General features: G+C 75.3%; 11 protein-coding genes. 6 read left to right on the forward strand and 5 right to left on the reverse strand.

The genetic code is table 11. The annotated features are described in order from the left end of the window. Positions 1–122 precede the first annotated feature (122 nt). Positions 123–584 (forward strand): hypothetical protein, encoded by a 462-nt coding sequence (locus ACLQ20_RS20685; RefSeq protein WP_151452848.1) that lies wholly within the window; start codon positions 123–125, stop codon positions 582–584. Between the two features lie 106 nt (positions 585–690). On the opposite strand, the gene ACLQ20_RS20690 is transcribed toward ACLQ20_RS20685, so the two are convergent. From ACLQ20_RS20690 to ACLQ20_RS20700, 3 genes are read right to left on the reverse strand one after another with little or no spacing between them, the layout of a single operon-like run. Continuing rightward, positions 691–2,355 (reverse strand): amino acid adenylation domain-containing protein, encoded by a 1,665-nt coding sequence (locus ACLQ20_RS20690; protein ID WP_425857319.1) that lies wholly within the window; start codon positions 2,353–2,355, stop codon positions 691–693. Continuing rightward, a complete protein-coding gene (locus tag ACLQ20_RS20695) occupies positions 2,352–9,692 on the reverse strand; it encodes an amino acid adenylation domain-containing protein (protein WP_425857320.1) in 7,341 nt (2,446 codons plus the stop codon). Before ACLQ20_RS20695 ends, ACLQ20_RS20690 begins: the two co-directional genes overlap by 4 nt. Continuing rightward, complete coding sequence (locus ACLQ20_RS20700; RefSeq protein WP_192581262.1) at positions 9,689–11,437, reverse strand: condensation domain-containing protein; 1,749 nt, start codon at positions 11,435–11,437, stop codon at positions 9,689–9,691. Before ACLQ20_RS20700 ends, ACLQ20_RS20695 begins: the two co-directional genes overlap by 4 nt. A gap of 232 nt (positions 11,438–11,669) precedes the next feature. On the opposite strand from ACLQ20_RS20700, the gene ACLQ20_RS20705 reads away from it, so the two are divergent. The 5 genes from ACLQ20_RS20705 to ACLQ20_RS20725 are packed head-to-tail and all read left to right on the forward strand — an operon-like array spanning position 11,670 to position 16,076. After that, positions 11,670–12,680, forward strand: a complete 1,011-nt coding sequence (locus tag ACLQ20_RS20705) for a ketoacyl-ACP synthase III family protein (protein ID WP_425857322.1) — start codon at positions 11,670–11,672, stop codon at positions 12,678–12,680. A gap of 13 nt (positions 12,681–12,693) precedes the next feature. Beyond that, positions 12,694–12,963: an acyl carrier protein gene (locus ACLQ20_RS20710; RefSeq protein WP_151452852.1), complete on the forward strand. Its 270-nt coding sequence runs from the start codon at positions 12,694–12,696 to the stop codon at positions 12,961–12,963. Further along, on the forward strand, positions 12,960–14,123 hold the full coding sequence (locus ACLQ20_RS20715) for an acyl-CoA dehydrogenase family protein (protein ID WP_425857323.1): 1,164 nt from the start codon (positions 12,960–12,962) through the stop codon (positions 14,121–14,123). The genes ACLQ20_RS20710 and ACLQ20_RS20715 overlap by 4 nt, the downstream gene beginning before the upstream one ends. 5 nt (positions 14,124–14,128) lie before the next feature. After that, positions 14,129–15,148 (forward strand): HAD-IIIC family phosphatase, encoded by a 1,020-nt coding sequence (locus ACLQ20_RS20720; protein ID WP_425857569.1) that lies wholly within the window; start codon positions 14,129–14,131, stop codon positions 15,146–15,148. A gap of 43 nt (positions 15,149–15,191) precedes the next feature. Then, complete coding sequence (locus ACLQ20_RS20725; protein ID WP_425857325.1) at positions 15,192–16,076, forward strand: 3-hydroxyacyl-CoA dehydrogenase family protein; 885 nt, start codon at positions 15,192–15,194, stop codon at positions 16,074–16,076. Between the two features lie 45 nt (positions 16,077–16,121). Here ACLQ20_RS20725 and ACLQ20_RS20730 read toward each other — a convergent pair whose 3' ends face one another. Both ACLQ20_RS20730 and ACLQ20_RS20735 read right to left on the reverse strand, forming a co-directional pair. Further along, the gene (locus ACLQ20_RS20730; protein WP_370518896.1) at positions 16,122–16,322 is read right to left on the reverse strand and encodes a hypothetical protein; all 201 of its coding nucleotides are present in this window, start codon (positions 16,320–16,322) and stop codon (positions 16,122–16,124) included. Between the two features lie 144 nt (positions 16,323–16,466). Beyond that, entirely contained in the window at positions 16,467–17,117 is a 651-nt protein-coding gene (locus tag ACLQ20_RS20735) for a TetR/AcrR family transcriptional regulator (protein WP_425857327.1), read from the reverse strand. Positions 17,118–17,135 lie beyond the last annotated feature (18 nt).

Below are 17,135 nucleotides of genomic sequence, written 5' to 3' on the forward strand. Positions count from 1 at the left end.
TAGGTTGGTTAGTGGTGCGGGTGTGCGCGCTGACGCAACAGCTGTGCACTCGCCCGTAAGGACAGCCGTGTGCCGCGGCGAGCATGCTCGTTCCACAACGTCCGCAACAGACGGAGGAACCCATGCGAGATCTACGGAGAATCCGGGTCCTGGCGACAGCCGCCGCAGTCGTCGCGCTGCTCACCGCCGCCGCGTCCCCGGCGCGGGCGGACACCACGCTGGAGGTGAGACCGGGTCTCAGCCCGTTCTTCTCCGACGGCAAGAACGGCAGCGGACCCCGGGAGTACGTGACCCGCAACCTGAGCACGGAGGCCCGCAACCAGTACCTGCGCAGCTGCAGGTCGGGCTACTCCTGCTACGCCGTGGGAGAGGGCGACGGTCAGCACACCTTCTTCGAGCTCTACTACTGCGACAATCGGAGTGTCACGAACTTCCTGGGCCGCGGCGCCGCCGTCAACCACCAGACGGACGAGGCGGTCGCGTACCTCCGCGACAGAGAAAGCGTGACGAGACAGGAGATCGACCCGGACAACATCCCGGTCTCCGTCGACTGGAACCCGATCTGGTACATCCACCCGTGCTGACCCGGTGAACGGGCCCGCGCCGTCGTGATCCCGGGGGCGACGGCGCGGGCCCGCGGTCGTGCGCGCACCTCTCCCCCGGGTGCGCCCACCGGCGGCCGGACGGCGGCTACCCCGGCACCCCGAGCACGTGCGTGCTGCCGGTGCGTGCCGGCCACGGCAGCGCCGCGCGGTCGAGCTTTCCGTTGGCGGTGGCGGGGAAGCCGTCCACGAACACCACCGCGGCCGGCACCATGTAGTCCGGCAGCGCGGCGGCCACGTGCCGGCGCAGCTCCCGTACGGTCGGACGGCAGCCGGGGGCCGGCACGACGTAGACCACCAGGGCGCGCTCGCCGTCGCGGTCCGGCCGGGCCAGCGCCACCACGTCCTTCACCCCGGCGTGCCCGCGCAGGCGGTGCTCGACCTCGGCCAGCTCCACCCGGGCGCCCCGGATCTTGACCTGCCCGTCGACCCGGCCGAGGAAGGTCAGCACCCCGTCGGAGCCGAAGCTCGCCCGGTCGCCGGTGCGGTAGAGCCGGCCGCGTGGGTCGGGCCCGAGCGTGTCCGGGACGAACCGCTGCCGGGTCAGCTCCGGCTGGCGGTGGTAGCCGAGGGCGAGGACGTCGCCGCCGATGAGCAGGTCGCCCGGCACCCCTACCGGGCACGGCCGCAGGTCCTCGTCGACCACCCAGTACTGCGCGTTGTCGATCGGTCGCCCGTACGGGATGCTCCGCCAGGCCGGGTCGACCGCGCCGACCTCGAACCAGTTCGACCAGACGGTCGCCTCGGTCGCGCCGCCGAGGCTGACGATCGTCGCCCCGGTGAAGACCGACCGCACCTCGTCCGGCAACGTCAACGGCGTGTAGTCGCCGCTGAGGTAGACCAGCCGCAGGTGCCCGGTCCCTGCGGCGCCCCGGTGCCCGCCGAGCAGCGGCGCGAGGTGGGCCAGCGTGGTCGGCGCCGAGTTCCAGTACGTCACCGGCTCCCGCAGCAGCACGTCGAGCAGCAGTTCCGGGTCGCACCGCTGCGCGTCGTCGGCGACGTAGACGCCCGCCCCGTACGCGGGCAGGCCGAGCAGGTCGAAGACGGACAGGTCGAAACCGAGCGAGGTGACCGACAGGCCCAGGTCGTGCGGGCCGAAGCCGTGCGTGCGGCGGCACCAGGCGAAGAGGTTGTGCAGCGACCGGTGCGCCACGGCGACGCCGTTGGGCCGGCCGGTGCTGCCGGAGGTGAAGACCACGTAGGCGGTGGAGTCCGCGCCGGTGCCGGGCTCCGGGCTCCGCAGCTCGCGGTGGTCCGGGACCGGGGCGTCGGCGGGCACCGTGCGTACCTGCGGCGGCGCCGGCCAGCCGTCCTCGCCCGCCGTGCCGACCAGCAGCCGCACACCGGCCTCGGCCAGTAGGGTGTGCGCGCGTTCGGCCGGGAGCGCCGGATCGACCGGCACGTAGCAGCCGCCCGCCTTCAGCACCCCGTACACGGCGACCGCCAGCAGCGGGCCGCGCGGCACCCGGATGCCCACCGGCGTCTCGGGTCCCACTCCCTGGTCGCGCAGCGCCCAGGCCAGCCGGTTGGCGAGCCGGTCCAGCTCGGCGAAGCTGAGCGCGCCGCCAGCCCAGCGCACCGCCACGGCGTGCGGCCGGAGCCGGGCCTGCTCCTCGAACAGCCGGTGCACCGGGCCGTCCGCGGCGTACGCGCGGGCGGTGGCGTTCCACGCCCGCTGCTGCGCGGCCGGGTCGGATGCGGCAGGTCGGGGCACGGCCGGGTCGGTCGACGGGCGGCCCGGCGTGGTGGTCATCGGCTGCCGGCCAGCACAGCGCTGATCACGTCGGTCAGGTGCACCAGGAGCGGCGGCTTCATGATTCCGATGTGGTCCCCCGGCACCCGGTGCAGCTCGATCCCGCCGCCGATCAGCTCCTCCCAGCGTTCGAGGTAGTCGGCGAACGTCTGGCCGGAGGACACCACGTGCTGGCCGTTGGCGAGCGCGTCGCTGGCGATGAGGTGCAGCTTGCCGGCGTAGCGGGGGTTCGGGTACTCGATGAGCGCCTGCAACGATTCCCGCCAGACCCGGACCATCCGCGGCCAGGCGGCGCCGACGCCGCGCTCGGGCAGCGCCATGCCTTCCTTCTCGTCGATGTCGTTGGCCACCCGCTCGTAGAGGTCCATGATCTCGGCGCGCCGCTCGGGCGTGTCCGCCTCCGGCCCGCCCCGGTCGATCTCCAGCACCAGCTTCTCCAGCCGGCGCACGAAGCCCATCTGCTCGTAGAACTTCGGCCGGGTCTGCGCGTCCAGCACCGGGTCGAGGAGCATGAAGGTCACCTCCTCACCGGCGTCCAGCAGCAGGGTGGCGAGCTCCGCCGCGATCGTGCTGCCGCCGCACCAGCTGAACAGCCGGTACGGCCCGTGCGGCTGGGCGGCCCGCAGCTCGTCGAAGTGCCGGCGGGCCATCTCGGCGGCGGTGGGGATCGTGGCGTGGTCGCCGTGCGGCTTCGGCCACTCGAACGCGGCCAGTGGTAGCTGCGGGTCCAGGTACGGCAGGAAGCGCTGGAACCAGTGGGCGCTGCCGCCGCCGGGGTGGATGCAGAACAGCGGCGTGGCGCTGCCGCGCCGCAGCCACAGCAGCGCCCGGTTGCGGCTGCCGGGCGCGGCCGGTGCCTCGGGGCCGCCGACCGCGCCGTCGGTGATCGCGGCGGCCAGCCGCGCGACGGTCTGGTGCTCCAGGAAGGCTCGGAACGTCAGCTCCACGCCGTGCGACTCCCGCAACAGCGAGATGACCCGCATCATCGCCATCGAGTGCCCGCCGAGGTCGAAGAAGTCGTCGTCGATGCCGACCCGGTCCAGCCGCAGCACCTGCGCCCAGGCGTCGGCGATGGTCTGCTCCAGCGGTGTCCGGGGCGCCACCGGCGCGATCTGCGCGGCGGGCCTCGGCTCGGCAGCGACCAGCGCGGCGCGGTCGACCTTGCCCGAGGCGGTGACCGGGAACTGCCCGACGACGTGGCAGCGGGTCGGCACCATGTGCGCCGGCAGCCGGCGGCGTACGTGCTCGCGCAGCTCGGCCGGGGACGGGGCGGCGCCGCAGCTGCCGGCGGTGAGCCGGACGAACGCCACGAGCGTCGCCTCCTCGGTGCCCGCCGCGGCGACGGCGACGGCCGCGGCCGCGACGCTCGGGTGCGCCTCCAGCGCGTGCTCGACCTCGCCGAGTTCGATGCGGAAGCCGCGGACGCTGACCTGCTGGTCGCCGCGCCCGTGGAAGCGCAGCGAGTCGTCGGCGGCGCGGGAGACCACGTCGCCGGTGCGGTACATCCGGCTGCCGGGCGGCCCGAACGGGTCCGGGACGAACCGGTCGGCGGTCAGCGCCGGCCGGCCGAGGTAGCCGCGGGCCAGGCCCGCGCCGGCGACGTACAGCTCGCCGCGCACCCCGGCGGGCAGCGGCCGGCCGTCGGCGTCCAGGACGTGGCACCGCACGTTCGCCAGCGGGGTGCCGATCGACGGCATCCGCTCCGGCGAGCCGGGGGCGACCGGCGCGTACGTGGCGGCGACGCACGCCTCGGTGGGGCCGTAGAGGTTGACGAACGCGGCGTGCCGCGCCCACCGGTCGGCCTGCCCGGCGGGGCACGCCTCGCCGCCGACCAGGGTGACCCGCAGCCGCGGGAAGTCCGCCGGGTCCAGCCGGCTCAGCATCGACGGCGGCAGGAATAGGTGGGTCAGCGTGGCCGCCTCGGCGCGCAGGTCGCCCGGGTCGCGGTCGGGCTCGGGCAGCACCAGCTCGGCGCCGGCGGTGAGCGCGGCGACCAGCTCGGACACCGACGCGTCGAAGCCCACCGAGAAGAACTGGAGCATCCGGTCGCCCGGCCGGACGTCGAAGACCTCCTGCTGGGCGTGCCGGAGGTTGAGCAGCGCCCGGTGCGGCACGGCGACCCCCTTGGGCCGCCCGGTCGAGCCGGACGTGTAGGTGACGTACGCCAGGTCGTCCGGCGCCACCGTCACCTCCGGCGCGGTGACCGGCATGTCGAGCTGGGCGGACTCGTCGGTCACGTCGACCGTCGGCACGCCCGCCGGGTCGGCCTGGACGAGGCCGGCCGGCAGCCGCCCGGCGGCGAGCAGCACCGCGGCTGCCGTGTCGTCGAGCATGAACCGCAGCCGCTCGACCGGGTACGCCGGATCCAGCGGCAGGAACGCGCCGCCCGCCTTCAGCACGGCCAGTACGCAGACGGCGAGGTCGGGCGTCCGCGGCAGGCAGATGCCGACGACCGTGCCCGGGCCGACGCCGAGCGCGCGCAGCCGGTGCGCCAGCCGGTTCGCGCGTAGCTCCAGCTCGGCGTAGTAGACCTTGACGACGCCCTGCCGCAGCGCGACGGCGGTGGGCGCGGACCGGGCCTGCCGCTCGATCAGCCGGTGCACCGGCTCATCGGTGGGGAACGCCCGGTCTGTGCGGTTCGGGTCGACGAGCACCCGCTCGCGGTCGGCCGGCGCCAGCGTCACGGTCCGCGGCGACGGCGACGGCAACACAGCCGGGGTGGCGTCGGGACCGGCGCCGGGATCGCGGGCGGCACCGGGCCCGGCCACGCTGGCGGCCATCGACGCCAGCACCTGCCGGTAGGTCCGGCCGACCAGCTCCAGGTACGGCCGGCCGATCCTGCTCGGCCGGCCGAGCAGGCGCAGGTGCCCGGGGAACGACACCGCGGAGAACGGCTGCTCGCTCGGGCTGAAGTCGTCCTCCAGGTCGATGCCGGCGCTCCAGTCGAGCATGTGGAAGTCCAGGTACGTGAAGCTGACGTCGACCAGCGCCGAGGCGTGCCGGCCGTCGCGCCGCATCGCGGCCATCGGGTAGCGCCGGTGCGGCCACATCCGGGCCTCCCGCGCGAAGACCGCCCGCACCAGCTCCGGCCAGCTCCCGGCGGTCAGGTCGGCGGGGAACGGCACCGTGTTCAGGTACATGCCGATCACCTCGTCGCCGCGCAGCCGCTCCGGCCGGCCGTTGCCGACCAGCCCGGTGAAGAAGCGCTGCCGCCCGGTGACCACGCCCCAGGCCGCGAGGTGGGCGGCGTGCAGCACGCTCTTCAGCGACGCCCCCGCGTCAGCCGCGAGCCGACGCAGCGCAGGCTCCAGGTCGGCGTACTCGACGACGACCTGGTCCGGCGCGTCGTCGGCGCCGGCCGGCCCCTCGGCCCCGTCCGCCTGACCGCCCCACTCGGCCGGGATCTCCAGCTTGTCGGCGGCCGTGATCGTGGCCGTCCAGAAGTCCCGGTCGGCCGCCGAGCGCAGCGACTCCTGCTCGGCCGCGACGAAGTCGGCGAACCGGACGGCCGGCAGCGGCGCCGGCCGGGGCACGTCGCCCCGGCGCAGCGTCCGGTAGTACCCGAGCAGCTCGGCGATCACCGACGTGTGGCTCCAGCCGTCGAGGATCGCATGACACTCGACGTGGGTGAGCCACCACTCGCGCTCGCCGGTCTGGTGCACCGTGTAGCGCAGCAGCGGCGGCACGGCCAGGTCGAACGGCGCGGCACGCTGGGCGAGCAGGAAGTCGTCGAGGACCTGGCGCCGCGCGGCCGGCGGCAGGTCCCGCAGGTCGTCCAGGTCCACCGGCAGCTCGGCGGTGCGGTGCACCAGTTGCAGCGGCCGCGTGTAGCCGGCGAGCGCGAACGAGGTACGCAGGATCTCGTGCCGCCGCACCAGCAGTGCCGCGGCAGCGCGCAGGTCGGCCAGGTCGAACGGCGTCTCGTCCTCGATCCGGTAGCAGCTGACGTTCACGTAGACCGGCCGCTGCGCGGCCAGCATCTCGTACACCATTCCGGCCTGGATCTCGCCCATCGGGTACGCGTCGACCAGGCCCGGCGGCAGCAGCGCGCGGTCGGCCTCGGACAGCAGCGCGAACGGCGCCACGACCGGCTGCTCGGTCACCTCGGCCGGCTGCTCCGGCGCCCGGGCGCCGACCAGTTCGGCCAGCTCGGCCACCGTGGCGTGGCTGAACAGGTCGTGCACCGACACCGGCAGGCCGGCCGCCCGCAGCGCCCCGACGGCGCGGATGGCCCGGATCGAGTCGCCGCCGTGCGCGAAGAACGCGTCGTGCCGGCCCACCGCGTCGACGCCGAGCGCGTCGGCCACGGCGCGCGCGATCGTCCGCTCCAGCGGGGTGCGTGGCGCTTCCGCCGCCGGCGGGGCGCCGCTGGGCGGTGCGGGCAGCGCGCGATGATCGACCTTGCCGGCGGCGGTCAGCGGCAGCGCGTCGAGCACCACCCACCGCGCGGGCACCAGCTGGCGGGGCAGCCGGGCCCGGGCGTACGCGGCGACGCCGTCCCGGTCGACCGTCGGCCCGACCTGCCCGGCGCCGGCCTCGGCGGCCGGGCCGACGAGGTACGCGACGAGCCGGTCGTCGTGCACGGTGACCACGGCGGCGGCGACGTCCGGGTGCGCGGTGAGCACCGCCTCGACCTCGCCCGGCTCGATCCGGTGGCCGTGCAGCTTCACCTGCCGGTCCAGCCGGCCCAGGTACTCGATCGTCCCGTCGGCGCGGTGCCGGGCCAGGTCGCCGGTGCGGTAGAGCCGGTCCCCCGGCCGCGTGCCGAACGGGTCCGGCACGAACCGGTCGGCCGTGTGCGCGGGGCGGCCCAGGTAGCCGCGGGCGAGCTGGACGCCGGCCACCACCAGCTCGCCGGGCACGCCGACCGGCAGCAGCCGCAGGTCCGGGTCGACGACGTGGGCGCGGGTGTTGGCGACCGGGCGGCCGATCGTGACCGGCTCCCCGGGCAGGCACCGCGCCGCGGTCACGTCGATCGTCGCCTCGGTGGGGCCGTAGAGGTTGTGCAGCTCGCAGCCGATCCGCTCGGACACGGCCGCCGCCAGCCCGTCCGGGAGCGGCTCGCCGCTGGCGAAGATCCGGCGTACCGAGGGCAGCTCGCCGACAGGCGTGTCGAGGAAGGCGCGCAGCATCGACGGCACGAAGTGCAGCGTGGTGACGCCGTGCTCGGCGATCGCCGTGGTCAGGTACGCCGGGTCCCGGTGCCCGCCGGGGCGGGCGACGACGAGCGTCGCGCCGGTGATCAGCGGCCAGAACAGCTCCCAGACCGAGACGTCGAAGCCGTACGGGGTCTTGTGCAGCACCCGGTCGGTGGCGTCCAGCGGGTACTCGCGCTGCATCCAGACCAGCCGGTTCACGAGCGCGCGGTGGGTGATCACGACGCCCTTGGGCGGGCCGGTCGAGCCGGAGGTGTGCAGCACGTACGCCGGGTGGTCCGGGTCGGGGTCACCGGGCGGCGGCCCGTGCGGGGCGGTGCCGTCCACGTCGGGCCGGAGCACCGTGCGCGAGGCGGTGCCGACGGTGTCCCGGTCGGTCACCACGACCCGTACCGCGGCGTCGGTGAGCAGCTGCTCCAGCCGCTGCGGCGGGCTCTCGGTGTCCAGCGGCAGGTAGGCGCCGCCGGCGGTGAGCACGGCCAGCAGCGCGGCCACCAGGTCCGGGCCGCGCTCCAGGCACACCCCGACCACCGACTCGGGGCCGACGCCGGCCGCGCGCAGCCGGAGCGCCAGCGCGGTGACGCGGGCGTCGAGCTCGGCGTACGACAGGCTCCGCTCCGCCGTCCGCACGGCCACCGCGTCCCCGGTGGCGGCCACCTGGGCCCGGAACAGCGCGGGCAGCGTGGTGGCCGGCACGTCGGTCGCGGTGTCGTTCCAGCCGTCGAGCAGCTGCTCGCGCTCGGCCGGCGGGAGGATGTCGATGTCGGCCAGCGGGATGTCCGGGGCCGCCGCCACGCCGGCCAGCAGCCGACCGACGTGTGCGACGAAGCGCTCGATCGTGGCGCGGTCGAACAGGCTGGTGGCGTAGACCGCGGCGCCGGCGAGCGAGCCGTCCGGGCCCGGGCCCACCGACAGGGTCAGGTCGAACTTGGCATCGGCGAACGGGATCGGCACCGACAGGACGTCCAGGCCGGGCGCCTCGAAGCCGTCCGGCGCGGCCTCGTGCCAGACGAACATCGTCGAGAAGAGCGCCGTCCGCGCGGGGTCCCGGACCGGCGCCAGCTCCTCGACGAGCTGCTCGAACGGCAGCTCCTGGTGGGCGAAGGCGTCCAGCGACGTACGGCGGACCCGCTCGACCAGCTCGCCGAACGTCGGATCGCCGGCCAGGTCGGCCCGCACCACGACGGTGTCCACGAAGAGCCCGATGAGGTCCTGCACGTCGTCGTGCCCACGGCCGGCGACCGGGGTGCCGACCGTGACGTCGGTCCGGCCGCTCCACCGCCCGAGCACGACCGCGTACGCGGCCAGCAGGACCATGAACGGCGTGGCCCGGTGGTGGCGGGCCAGTTCACCGAGGGCCGCCGCCACCTCGGCGGGCACGGTGAACGGCACGACGTCGCCGGCGGAGTCCCGTACCGCCGGCCGTGGCCGGTCGGCCGGCAGGTCCACCGGCGTGGCGCCGGCGAGCTGGCGACGCCAGTACGGCAGCTGGGTCTCGCGCAGCTCGGCGGTCCGCTGCCGCTGCCAGGCGGCCACGTCGGCGTACTGCGCGGGCAGCGGGGGGAGGTCGGCCGGGCGACCGTCGAGCGCGGCGGTGTAGCGGTGGTGCAGCTCGTCGAGCAGCAGGCCCTCCGACCAGAGGTCCATGGCGATGTGGTGGGTGGTGAGCAGCAGCAGGTGCTGGTCGGGTTCCCGCCGGACGAGCAGGGCGCGGAAAACCGGCCCGGCGGCCAGGTCGATCGGCTCGCGGTCGACGGAGACGAGCCGGTTCAGCAATCCGCACTGGGTGTCGCCGTCCAGGTGGGTGAGGTCGCGGATCGGCAGGGGAACCGGGGCGGGCGGGTCGATCAGCTGCACCGGCTCGCCGTCGGGGCCGACCGGGTAGCGGGTGCGCAGCACCTCGTGCCGGGCCACCAGCCCGTCCAGCGCGGCCCGCAGCGCGTCGAGGTCCAGCCGGCTGCCCGGCCGGTCGGTCATGTGCAGCGCGATCTGTACCAGGTACTCGACGCCGCCGGGGCGCAGCCGGTCGAGGATCCACAGCCGGCGCTGGGCGTACGACAGCGGTGGCGGGTCCGCCCGCGACGCCGGGGGGATGCCCGGCTCGGGGAGCGGCTCGAGGCCGAGCAGCCGGCGCTCCAGCAGCTTCTCGTGCGGGGTGGGCGACTCCAGCATCTCGGTCATCGGGTTCCTTCCCGGGCGGCTCGGGACAGCAGGTCCTGCACCTGGCTGTCGGAGAGTCGGCTGACGTCGGCGCGGACCGCGGCGGTGACCACGGCCGCGAGTCCGGCCACGGAGGTGGCCTCGAACAGGACCTGCAGGGGGAGATCGACGGCGAACGTCCGCCGCAGCGCGGTACGCACCCGGGCGACCAGCAGCGAGTGGCCGCCGAGGTCGAAGAAGTCGTCGTCGGCGGCGATGTCGTCGACGCCGAGCAGCCGCGACCAGATCCCGGCGACGACCTGCTCGACCGGGCCGGCCGGCGCGGGTGCCGGCGGAACGGGGGCACCCGCCGGCACGGCCGCAGTCGCCGGCACGCCCGGCGCGCCGGGCGCCGGGGCCAGCCGGACCGCCCGGGCCTCCGGTTCGCGGGTCGACCGCTCCAACAGCGCCACGTAGTCCTCGGCGAGCCGGAGCATCGTCGTCCGGTCGAACAGGCCGCCGGCGTACTCGAGAACGCACCGCAGGTCGCCGGCCGCGGTGCGGCAGACCGTGAAGACCAGGTCGAACTTGGCGTCGGTGGCGTTCATGGGCAGCGGCCACACCGTGGCGCCGCCGAGCGTGCCAGGCGTCTCCGCCGTGTGCAGGACCTGGAACATGATCTCGAACAGCGGGTTGCGGGCGGGGTCGCGGCGGGGCCGGACCGCCGCCACGACATCCTCGAACGGCACGTCGTTGTGCAGGAGCGCGGCCAGCACCGTCGTGCGCACCCGGTCCAGCACCTCGGTGAACGACGGTTCGCCCGCCAGGTCGGTCCGCAGCACCAGGGTGTTGACGAAGAAGCCGATCAGGTCCTCGGTCTCCGGCACGTCCCGCCCGGCGGCGGGCATCCCGACGGCGATGTCGGTGCGGCCGGTCCGGTGCGCCAGCAGCACCTGGAAGGCGGCAAGCAGCGTCATGAACGCGGTCGTGCCGTACCGCTCGCCGGCGGCGGCGACCAGCCGGGCGACGTGCCGCGGCACGTCCACGGCGAGCATGTCGCCGCTGGGGTCGCGGCGGGTGCCGCGCGGGCGGTCGGTGGGCAGCAGGACCGGTTCGAGCCCGGCGAGCTGGTCCCGCCAGTAGCCGATGCCGGCCGCGCCGGCGGCCTCGCGCCGGGCCCGCTGCCAGGCCGCGACGTCGGCGTACTGCACCGACGGCGGCGCCGGCACGGGCCGGCCGGCCGCCAACGCGCGGTACGCGTGGTCCAGGTCGCGCAGCAGCACGTCGCACGACCAGGCGTCGGCGGCGATGTGGTGCAGGGTGAGGCCGACCAGGTGCTCCGTCGGCGCGAGCCGTACCACCACGACCCGCAGCGGGTGCTCCCGGCGCAGGTCGAACGGCCGGCCCGCCGCCGTGTCGAGCAGCGCCGCAGCCCGGGTCCCGGCGTCCGGTCCCCCGGTCAGGTCCACGACCGTCACGTCGGCCGGGCCGGGCGGGTCGACGACCTGCACCGGCTCGCCGTCGCTGTCCCGGTACCGGGTGCGCAGCACCTCGTGCCGGCCGACGACCGCGGTCACGGCGCGGGCGAACACCGCGGGATCCCACGACCCGCGCAGGCGCATCCGCAGCCAGACGAGGTATTCGGTGCCGTCGCCGTGCAGCCCGTCGAGGAACCACAGCCGCTCCTGTCCGGGCGACAGCCGCAGCGCGCCGGTGCGCGGCACCGGCCGGATCCGGGTGCCGCTCGGCGGCGGGGCGTTCGTCTGGTCGGGCATCCGGCTCGGCATCGGCGGTCTCCCCTTCACCGGCGGTCGGCGTCGGATCGAGACTGGTGGACGCGAGCGGGCCGGAACCAGAGAAGGACCGGCAGAGGCGTTGCCGGTCCTTCTCTGTCCCGGCACGAGCCGCGATCGGCAGAGTGGCATCGAGTCGGCGCACGGGACTCCGGACGCAGGAGCGGGTCCGGACGCCCGGGACGGGACACCGACGACGGCCCCTGCTACCGGAAGGCGCGGCGACATGCCCGGAACGATCGTGGTACGGACGATGGCGTCGTTCCTGCCGCAACGGTCGGTCGCGGTGGCGGAGTTGCCGGAGCTGGCGTACCTGGGGCCGGCCGAGCGGGAACTCTGCGCCGGCCTCGGGATCGACCGGGTGCGTACCGACCCGGAGCTGGACGCGTTCGACCTGGCCGCGGGAGCCGCCACCCGGGCGCTGGGCGCAGCCGGGCTGGACCCGGCACGGATCGGGGCGCTGGTCGTGGTGGAGTCCCGCGCGCCGGCCACCCTGATGAGCTCCGCCGAGACCCGGCTACAGGCGTACCTCGGTGCCGACCGGGCCCTGACCTTCGCCGTCGGCGGGCTGGGCTGCGTGTCGACCACGCCGGCGCTGCTGGTGGCGCGCGGCCTGCTGGCCGCCGACCCGGACCTGACCGACGTCCTCGTCGTGCACGGCAGTACGCCGGCCACGCCCCGGCGCTACCGGCACCCCGTCACCGTCAGCGGCGACGGGGGCATGGCCGTGGTCGTCTCGCGGGACGGGCCGCTGCGGGTACGCGACGTGCTCCAGGAGACCGACGGCCGCTACTGGGACCTGTTCCGGGTGGACTACCGGGACCGCCCGTCGGCCCGCTGGACCGAGCAGTGCCGCGACCCCCGGGAGTACTCCTTCCAACTGGCCCTGGAGAGCCGCAATCGGCTGCGCGCGATGTACCGGAGCCTGCTGGACCGCAACGGGCTGACGCCGGCGGACGTCGCCCGGCACGTGAGCCACAACCTGTCGGCGGGCGCGTTCCGGTTCGTCGAGGAGACGCTCGGGGTGACGGTCGCTCCCACCTGCCGCGACAACCTGCGCGACCTGGGCCACCTCGGCGCGAACGACGTCCTGCTCAACCTGGCGACCGAGATCGGCACCGGGCGGCTGCGGGGCGGCGAGCGGGCCGTACTGATCAGCTCCAGCCCCGTGGCCGCCTGGAGCATGGTGCTGGTCGAGTTCGACGGCGATCCCGCTGCGGCCGTCGCGGGAGACTGAGATGGGAGTGGGGATGGGAGCACCGGACCGGCCCGCGGTGGCGCGGGAGCTGCACGACTTCATCGCCCCGGCGGTGTCCGGACCGATCGGCCCGGACGAGGACTACTTCGCGCTCGGCCTGCTCAACTCGCTGTTCGCGATCGAGCTGGTGGTGTTCGTGGAGCGTCGCTTCGACATCGAGGTCGAGGTGGCCGACCTCGACCTCGACCACTTCCGCACCATCTCCCGGCTGACCGACTTCGTGCTGGCCAAGACCGCCGGCCGCGCCGGGATCCCGGCGTGACCGCCGCGGTCGCGCCGCCGGCGCTCGACGGTCTCGGCGACGACCTCGCGGCGGCGGCGCGCGACGAGGCGGCCCGCTGGGACCGGGACGGCGCGCTGCCCGCCGGGGTACGCCGCGCCGCGGCGGCCGCCGGGCTGCTCACCGCTGACCTGCCGGTCGGGCACGGCGGCCTCGGCGCCACACCGGCGCAGCTCGGTGAGCTGTGCGCCCGGCTCGGCGGCGTGTGCGGCGCGCTGCGCGCGCTGGTCACCGTGCAGGCCATGGTCGCCGCGGCCGTCCTGCGCTGGGGCACCGCCGAGCAGCGGGCGCGCTGGCTGCCCGCGTTCGCCCGCGGTGAGCTGCTCGCCGGATTCGCCGCCACCGAGGCCGGCGCGGGCAGCGACCTGACCGCCGTCGACACCCGCATCCGTGCCGTCGGCGGTGGCCGGCAGCCGACCCTGGAGCTGACCGGGGCCAAGCGCTGGGTGACCTTCGGCCAGGTCGCCGACGTGCTACTGGTGCTCGGGGTGCTGGACGGCCGGCACACCGCCGTGCTCGTCGAGACCGACCGGGCCGGCGTGACGCGGCAGCCGGTCGAGGGCCAGCTCGGCCTGCGGGCCGCCCAGCTGGCCCACATCCGGCTCGACGGCGTACGGGTACCGGCGGCGAACCGCGTCGCACCGCCCGGGTTCGGCCTGTCGCACGTCGCGGCCAGCGCACTCGACCACGGCCGGTTCACGGTCGGCTGGGGCTGCGTGGGCATGGCCGAGGCGTGCCTGCGGGACATGACCGACCACGTGCTCACCCGCCGGCAGGGCGGCACCCTGCTCGCCGAGCACCAGACCGTACGGGGGCTGCTGGGCCGGGCGGCGGTGGACACCGCCGCCGCGCGGGAACTCGCCGCCCGGGCCGCCCGGTGGCGGGCCGCCGGTGCTCCCGACGCGATCGCCGGCACGGTCGCGGCGAAGTACGCGGCGGCGCGCACCGCCGCCCGGGTCGCCGGCACGGCCGTGCAGGTCCTCGGCGCGGCCGGCTGCGCCCCGGACAGCCGGGCCGGCCGGTTCTACCGGGACGCCAAGGTCATGGAGATCATCGAGGGCTCCTCCCAGGTGGCCGAACTGCACGTCGCCGACCACCTGCTGCGGCGCGCCCGCGCGACGGGGCCGGGAGGGCGGCCGTGACCAGCATGGTGAAGTGCCTCGTCTGGGACCTCGACGACACCCTGTGGGACGGCGTCGTGCTGGAGGGCGACGAGCCGGTGCCGTTCCCCGCCGCCGTACGCACGCTGCACGCCCTGGACCGGCGCGGCGTCCTGCACGCCGTGGCCAGCCGGGGCGAGCGTGCCGCCGCCACCGCCCACCTGGCCGCGCACGGCCTGCTCGACCTGTTCACCCGGGTCGAGGTGGGCTGGGGCGCCAAGTCCCTCGCGGTCGCCCGGATCGCCGCCGACCTGGGCATCGGCCTGGACTCCGTCGCGTTCGTCGACAACGACCCGGTGGAGCGCGCCGAGGTGGCCGCCGCGCTGCCGGTCGTGCGCTGCCACCCGGCCGACGCCGTCGCCGAACTGCCGGCGCTGCCCGAGTTCGCCTGCGAGTTCGTCACCGAGGAGTCCCGGCAGCGCCGCCAGCTCTACCGGACCGACGAGCGACGCCGGGCCGCCGAGGCCACGCATGCCGGGCCACCCGCGGACTTCCTCGCCTCGCTCGGCCTGGTGCTGGAGGTGCGCCGGGCCGGCCCGGCCGACCTCGCCCGGGCGCACGAGCTGACCGTACGCACCCACCAGCTGAACACCACCGGCGTCACCTTCAGCCTGGCGGAGCTGCACGCGCTGTGCGCGTCGCCGCGGCACGAGGTGCTGGTGGCGCGGCTGCGGGACAGGTTCGGCTCCTACGGAACGGTCGGGCTGGCCGTCACCGAGTCGCAGCCGGACGCGACCGTACTGCGGCTGCTGCTGATGTCGTGCCGGGTGCTGTCCCGCGGCGCCGGCGCGGCCCTGCTCGACCACCTCGTGCACACCGTGCTCGCCGCGGGCCGGCGGCCGGTGGCCGAGTTCGTGCCCACCACGGTCAACCGGCAGATGCTGGTCACCCTGCGGTTCGCCGGCTTCGCCGTCGAGGACGACGCGGGCGACCGGTGGACGCTTGCGATCGACCCGGCCCGGCCGCCGGCCGCGCGGGCACACCCGGTGCGGGTGGTGACGGCGTGAGCGGGCACAGCGGACGGATCATCAGACGCGGCGAGGGGGAAGCATGAGCGGAACCGTCGGGGTGGTCGGCGCCGGCACGATGGGGCTCGGCATCGCCCAGTGCCTGGCCGAGGGCGGGTACGACGTGGTCGTGGTCGACCCGGCGCTCAGGGCGGCGACCGGGGTGGCGGCGGCAGAGGACCGGCTGCGTACCGGGCTGCGGCAGGCCCGGCTGCTGGCCCCGGACCGCGCGGGCGAGCCGGTGGCCCGGGTGGTCGAGCGGATCAGCTGGACCCACCGGACCGCCGGGCTCGACCGGGCCGGGTACGTGGTCGAGTGCGCACCGGAACGCATCCCGCTCAAGGAACGGATCTTCGGCGAGCTGGACGCCGTCTGTCCACAGACGACGGTGCTCGCGTCGGTCACCTCCGCCATCCCGATCGACCGGCTCGCCGCCAGCACCCGCCGGCCGGACCGGGTGGTCGGGACGCACTTCATGAACCCCGCGCCCCTCAGGGACAGCGTCGAGGTGGTGCGTGCGCCACGGACCAGCGCGGACACCCTCCAGCGCACCCTCGACCTGCTCGCCGCGATCGGCAAGACCGGCATCGTGGTCGCCGATGGGCCGGGCTTCGTGATCAACCGCGTGTTGATGCTCACCGTGAACGAGGCCGCCGAGGTCGTCGGCCAGGGCACCGCCGACGCCGCGACCGTCGACCGGGTCTTCCAGGAGTGCCTCGGCCACGCGACGGGTCCGCTGCGTACCGCCGACCTGATCGGCCTGGACACCGTCGTCGACACGCTCCTGGTGCTGCTCGAGTGCACCGGTGACCCCCGCTTCCGGCCCGGGCGCACACTGCGGGAACTGGTGGACACGGGCAGGTACGGGCGCAAGAGCGGCAGCGGTTTCCACCAGTACCCGCGGCCGGTCGCGACCGCCGCCACCTGACCACCGCCGGGGATCCGCGTCTGGCCACCCGCACGGCTGCCCGGGTCAGCCTGGGGTGAGGACGCAGGAGACGATGAGGTCGAGGCAGACCGCGACGGGGTCGGGGTAGACGAAGCCCTCGGGTTCGAGGTTTGTCACGCCGGGCCCCTCGCTGGAGACTTCCCAGCCGAGCGCCTCCGCCCAGAAACCGCCCAGCACGGAGTCGTTCCGGGCCTTCATGTTGATCTGCACGAGCCGCGTCGGCACGCCGGCCAGGCTAGTACTCCAGTCGTGGATCGCGACCTGACGTAGCGTCGGCTACGTTGCGTCGACCGCCGAGGACGATGGCCGGGCGCATCGGCATGTTCCGGATCTACTGCTGGTGCAGCGGATGCCCCGGTTGGGTCGGCTTCACGGCTGGTTGTGCTGCTCGGCGGCGTCGAACGCGGGCGCGAGCGGGGCCAGCGCCTTGCGGAGCTGGTCGGCCAGTGAGCCGGAGGGCACGACCAGTCCTCCGGCGGCGAGACTCCCGGCGGCCTCCGGGTTACCGGCCGGCTGGAGCCAGCCTTCCAGTGCGATGCGAACTGCCGCGGCCACGCTTGCAGCGAGGACGCGGGCCGTGTGCGCTTCGGCGTCGTCCAGGCGTTCGGCGATCACCGCCGCGAGCGGGGGCTCGATGCCGGCGGTGGTGTCGAGGAACGCGTCGCGCAGCGCGGTCTGGGTGGTGATCAGCAGCAGCGCCTTGTGTTCGCGCTCGCCGGTGTTCGTGTACTGCTCGACCACTGCCTGGGTGACGGCGTCGGCCAGGCGTACTCCTGCGGGCCGGGCCGCGACCGCCGCCGCGATGCGCGCCTCCCGGTCCGCGGTGACGGCGGAGACGATCGCCTGCTCGCGGCTGGCGAAGTAGTTGTTGTAGGTGCGCGGCGAGACCCCGGCCGCTTCGGCGATGTCCTCGACCCGCACCTGGTCCGGTCCGCGCTCCTCGGCCAGGCGCAGGGCCGCCTCGCGTAGCGCCTCACGCGTGGCCTGCTTCTTCCGCTCCCGCAGCCCTGGTGGTGTCACGGTGTCAGCGTCCCATGC

It is taken from the genome of Micromonospora sp. DT46 (assembly GCF_049841735.1).
GTDB classification, from domain to species: domain Bacteria; phylum Actinomycetota; class Actinomycetes; order Mycobacteriales; family Micromonosporaceae; genus Micromonospora; species Micromonospora reichwaldensis.